Below are 5465 nucleotides of genomic sequence, written 5' to 3' on the forward strand. Positions count from 1 at the left end.
CCGCGGAGACCACCACCGTGTGCGACACCCCGGGGGTGTTGTCCACGAAATTGGTGATCAGCCAGTTCAGGTTCTGTGCGGCCTGGCTCATCTGACTCAACTCAACGCTCCTGGTGGTTCGAGCCGCCGAAGAGATCGGTGCTGCGGTTCTGCTGTCCGTTGCCGGACTGGTCTACCTGATCGGGGTCGATCCGGAAACTTCCGGTGTTGCCGGCGCTGCGGCCCTGCTCGACACCGCGGCGCAGGTTGGTGAGGCGGCCACGGACCTCCTCCGGGCTGCGGGAGACCTGCGGCCCGTCCTGCGGGGTGGGCTTGGCGTTGCCGGCCACCAGATTCTGCTTGGGGACGCGGCGCGGCAGGCCGGCCTGCGTGGTGCCGCCGGAGGAGGGCTCGCGCAGCTGCTCGGCGCGCTGCCAGTCACCGTCGTTGGCGGACTGCCAGCTCGCGTTGGGCGAGCCGGTCGGGCCGGTCGGGCCGTAGCCGCCCAGCGCCGACACCTCGTGGCCGCGGGGCTCGGTGGGCGCCGAGGTGTCCTTGGCGCCGGTGAACCAGTTGAGGCCGTCGTTGCCGCCCTGGCCGCCGCCCGCGGGGGCGGCCGCGGCACCGCCGCCGGCCAGCTGCTGGCCCGGACGGCGCTGCGGCAGTCCGGAGGCGAGCGTCGGGCCGGCCTCGGCGGTCGGCAGGGCGGGCGGCTCGGGGCTGTACGGGTGGCCCGCGGGGGCCTCCTCGGCCGCCTGGCCGTACTGGTCGTCCTGGTAGCCGTACTGGCCGTCGTAGGACTGCTCGTAGCCGCCCTGCTGCTGGTCGTACCGGCCGTACTGGTCGTCCTGGTAGCCGTACTGGCCGTCGCCGTAGCCCTGCTGGTCGTACTGCTGGGCGTACTGGCCGTCGTAGGACTGCTCGTAGCCGCCCTGCTGCTGGTCGTACTGGCCGTACTGGTCGTCCTGGTAGCCGTACTGGCCCTCGTCGTAGCCGCCCTGCTGCGGGGTCTCCTCGATTTCGGCATCGACCACGCCCTCGGCGTCGCCGCCGGGGCCGGCCTCCAGGGCCGCGCGGCGGGCCTGGTCGAGGCGCTGGGAGCGCTGCATGGCCTCCAGCGCCGGGCTGAAGCCGCTGGAGCCGGCGCTGCCGTTGCCGGTCAGGTGGTCGTCGAAGCCGAGCTCGGCGGCACTGCGGCCGCGGCCCTGGACCTCGGCGGCCCACTCGGCCATCGGGGGCTCCTGGTCGGAGAAGATCCGGGAGACCGTGAACTCCTCCTCCGGCTCCGGCGTCGCGCCCAGCTGGGTCAGGAACGGCGGGATCATCACCAGCGAGGTGGTGCCGGCGGACTCGCCGGACGGGCGGAGCTGGACGCGGACGTCGTGCCGCTGGGACAGCCGGCCGACCACGAAGAGGCCCATGCGGCGGGAGATGGTGGCGTCGACCGTGGGCGGCTCGGCCAGCTTCTCGTTGATCTCGGCGAAGTCCTCGGCGGTGAGGCCGATGCCCTTGTCGTGGATCTCGACCAGCACCCGGCCGTCCGGCAGGCGGGTGGCGTTGACCAGCACCCGGGTCTGCGGGCTGGAGAACGTGGTGGCGTTCTCCAGCAGCTCGGCGAGGAGGTGGACGAGGTCGGTCACGGCGGCGCCGACGACCTCGACCTCGGGGATGCCGGCGAGCTCGACGCGCTCGTACTGCTCCACCTCGGACGCGGCGGCGCGGAGCACGTCGACCAGCGGGACCGGGGTGTTCCAGCGGCGGCCGGCCTCCTCGCCCGCGAGGACGAGGAGGTTCTCACCGTTGCGGCGCATACGGGTGGCCAGGTGGTCCAGCTTGAAGAGGTTCTCCAGCTGGTCCGGGTCGGCCTCGTTGTTCTCCAGGTCGGTGATCAGCGCCAGCTGGCGCTGGATGAGGCCCTGGCTGCGGCGCGACAGGTTGGTGAAGATCGCGTTGACGTTCCCTCGGAGCAGGGCCTGCTCGGCGGCGAGCGCGACCGCCTGCCGGTGGACCTGGTCGAACGCGCGGGCGACCTCGCCGATCTCGTCCTTGCCGTGCAGGGGGATCGGGGCGACCGCGGTGTCCACCCGGTCCGGGTCGGTCTTGGAGAGCTTCTCGACCAGCTCGGGCAGACGGCTGTTGGCGATCTCCAGCGCGGCGCTGTTGAGCGTGCGCATGCCGAGGATCATCGAGCGGGCGGTGAAGCCGGTCAGGATGCCGGCCAGGATCAGCGCGACCAGGACGATGATGGAGTTGAGCCACATGTCCCAGAACGCGTTGTCCTTGAGGTCGGCGGCCTCCTTCACGACGTCGTTCAGGAGCGCGACTTCGGTGGAGCGCAGGCTCGCGATGTGGGTGCTGGTGGCCTGGTTCCAGTTCTCGGGGGTCAGACCCGCGTCCTTGGCCTCCTTGTAGGCCCGGTCCGCGGCGTCCTTGCCCTTGGTCTGGCCGTCGGCGGCGGCCTGCTGGTACGCGGCACCGATGGCGAGCAGGCCCTGCATGGTGGGCGCGCTGCCGTTGGGCATGCGGTACGCGGCGCGCTGCTCGGCCGTGGCCTGGGCGACCAGGGCGTTGGCGTAGACCAGCTGGTCCTCGGGGGCGCTACCGGTGTTGAACTCCGAGACGGAGACCTGCTCCAGCTTCTGCGACACCAGCAGCGACTGGATCATGTCGGTGTTCTCGTGCCGGCTGGTGGTGCCGGCCGAGATGCCGACCAGCAGGTGCAGCATGAGCGCGCGCTGGGTCGACGCGGAGGCCTTGGCCAGCGAGATGGCGTAGATCGCGCGGCCCTTGCTGGTGACGCTGGAGCTGCCGAGACCGACCGAGTTGTCGTACGCCAGCAGCGGCGCGAGCATCACGGAGTACGCGGACGCGGTCGCGGTGGCGAAGAGGTCCTTGCCGTAGGCGTTCTCGCGCAGGTGGGGCAGGAACGCGACGAGGAGGCTGAAGGCGGTGTCGCGGGCCTTGAGCTCGCCGCGGCCGTCCGTCTCCTTGTAGGCCGCGCGGTAGGCCTTGAGCGCGTTGTCGGTGATGGTCCGCTGCTTGGCGACCTCACCGTTGGGGTCCTGCTTGGTGAGCAGGGGTATCAGGGTCTTGTCGCGCTCGTTCTCCAGCGCCTCGGCGAGCTCGGTGGCCGCCTGGGCCAGCTTCGCCGTCTTCTCGGCGCGGTCGGCCTTGACGAAGCCGTCGTAGGACGTGTTGACGCGCAGACCACCGAAGACCAGGGCGACGATGACCGGGATCAGCAGGATCGCGATCAGACGCGTGGGCACGCGCCAGTTCCGGGGCCGGAGGAAGTCGTACCTGCTGCCGGCGGCGGTCCGGTTCGCCTCGGGCTCCGCGGCACCGCCGCGGCGCGCCTTCGGCGGGACCGGCGGCTGCGCGGCCGGGGGTGCCGGAGGGCGTTCCTCGGTGGGGGTGAACGCGGAGAATCCGGACTGGTCCGTTGCGGTACCGTTCGGCTCGCTCTGGCGGGGCTCGGGGCGCCGCTGCGGGGCGACTTGCTGCTTACGCCTCACTCGACAACAACCTCTCGGCCGACTGGCGGCCATGGATCAATCCAGCGCTACCCCTGGCAGCTGCCCGCTGCTGGGTGGGACTGCCGTACAGGATTTAGGGGTAGCTGGAATTTCAGCACGTGCAGGGATGGGGGACAAACAGCTGTCCCGGGGGCTCGGGGGCGGTGCAAATTCGGACATTTGCTGCCATCTAGGTCTAAAAATGTGCTCCGGTTGCGCTGAGTGACGCTAATTGGTCACCCGTTGTCACTGATGATCACCAAATGCCTACCGAACTGTTATCCACCGCTTATGCCCGGGCCTTGCGCTCGGTGCCCGCACGACACCCGCAGGTCACCGGGCCCCCGGAGCGGCCCCGAAGACAGGCGCGCCCGGCCACCCGCCGCGATGGCGGGCGGCCGGGTGACCGGCTCGACTCGTCCCTTCCCGTCGGGCTCAGCGGAGCCTGGCGAGGAGGGCGTGCTCGACGAGGGTGATGAGGGCGCTCTTGGCGCTGTCCCGGCGTCGGGCGTCGAGGGTGATGACGGGGGTGTCGGCGCCGAGCTGGAGGGCTTCGCGGACCTCGTCGCCGGTGTGGGGCTGGTGTCCGTCGAAGCCGTTGAGGGCGACGACGAAGGGGAGTCCGCTGTTCTCGAAGTAGTCGAGGGCGGGGAAGCAGTCGGCGAGGCGTCGGGTGTCGACGAGGACGACGGCTCCGATGGCTCCTCGGACGAGGTCGTCCCACATGAACCAGAAGCGGTCCTGTCCGGGGGTGCCGAAGAGGTAGAGGATCAGGTCCTCGTCGAGGGTGATGCGGCCGAAGTCCATGGCGACGGTGGTGGTCGTCTTGCCGGAGACCTGGCTGATGTCGTCGATGCCGGCGGAGGCCGAGGTCATGACGGCCTCGGTGCGCAGGGGGTTGATCTCGGAGACGGCGCCGACGAGCGTGGTCTTGCCGACGCCGAAGCCGCCGGCGACGACGATCTTCGCGGAGGTGGTGGCGCGGGTGGGGGCGGCCGCGTTAGAGCTTGCGAAGTCCACTGAGGACCCTTTCGAGCAGCGTGACGTCGGGCTGGTTTCCGGTTTCGCCCCCGGAAGCGGGCTGGTGGATGGCGACCAGGCCGGCTTCGGCCAGGTCGGCCACGAGGATGCGGGCCACTCCCAGGGGGATGGAGAGCAGGGCCGACACCTCGGCGACGGACTTCACCTCGGTGCACAGGGTGCAGATCCGCTGGTGCTCGGGGAGCAGGGTGGCCAGACGCTGCGGATCGACGTCGGCCGAGACCAGCGCCTCCAGGGCGAGCTCGTACCTCGGCCGGGTGCGTCCGCCGGTCATCGCGAACGGCCGGATCAGCGGACCCGAGTCCTCCTCGTCGTCGTACTCCTCGACGTGCCCGGGCCGCCGGACGGGGTGAGCGGCCGGCTCCGGTTCCGCGGCCGGCGTCGGGTAGCCGGGCGCGGGGGCGTCGAACGAGGGCTGAGGCTGGCCGTACTGGCCGTACTGATCCTGCGGGTACGGCTGGCCGTACGGGTGCTGCTGGGCGTAGGGCTGGCCGTACTGCGGACCGTGGCCGACGACGCCGGGGGCGCCGAAGGCGTCATGGCCCGTGCCGGGGTACGGATTGCCGTACTGGCCGCTGCGATCGTCGGGCGGTGTCACGGTTCCTCTCCTCACAGGGTGCGGCGGTGCGGTGCGAGCTCGGGCACTGGTCCCCAGCCGGTGGTGCGAAGGCCGTACAACGTCCGAACCCGAGCCCGCCGAAGCGGGCCCGGGACGGACGCGGAGGTGCTTCGAATACCAGGACGGTATCCGACGAACCGTCAGTGCAGGAGACTGCCCTGGAGTTCTGCGCGGAGCGCGGGGGTGAGGACGGCGCCGGCGCGGTCGACGAGCAGCGCCATCTCGTATCCGACGAGACCGATGTCGGAGTCCGGGGAGGCGAGCACGGCGAGCGCGGATCCGTCGCTGACCGCCATCAGGAACAGGAAGCC

The 5465-nt window shown here is 71.0% G+C and carries 3 protein-coding genes and 2 pseudogenes; all 5 read right to left on the reverse strand.

Annotation, left to right across the window (positions count from 1 at the left end; genetic code table 11):
- A pseudogene (locus ACWEQL_RS40560) lies at positions 1-91 on the reverse strand (roadblock/LC7 domain-containing protein); the annotation flags it as partial.
- Positions 92-101: 10 nt separating this feature from the next.
- Entirely contained in the window at positions 102-3248 is a 3147-nt protein-coding gene (locus ACWEQL_RS40565; RefSeq protein ID WP_452156336.1) for a nitrate- and nitrite sensing domain-containing protein, read from the reverse strand.
- Positions 3249-3929: 681 nt separating this feature from the next.
- A complete protein-coding gene (locus ACWEQL_RS40570) occupies positions 3930-4514 on the reverse strand; it encodes a GTP-binding protein (protein WP_452156338.1) in 585 nt (194 codons plus the stop codon).
- The gene (locus ACWEQL_RS40575) at positions 4495-5133 is read right to left on the reverse strand and encodes a DUF742 domain-containing protein (RefSeq protein ID WP_452156340.1); all 639 of its coding nucleotides are present in this window, start codon (positions 5131-5133) and stop codon (positions 4495-4497) included. The genes ACWEQL_RS40570 and ACWEQL_RS40575 overlap by 20 nt, the downstream gene beginning before the upstream one ends.
- A 161-nt stretch (positions 5134-5294) precedes the next feature.
- A pseudogene (locus tag ACWEQL_RS40580) lies at positions 5295-5465 on the reverse strand (roadblock/LC7 domain-containing protein); the annotation flags it as partial.

This window comes from Kitasatospora sp. NPDC004240, assembly GCF_053603215.1.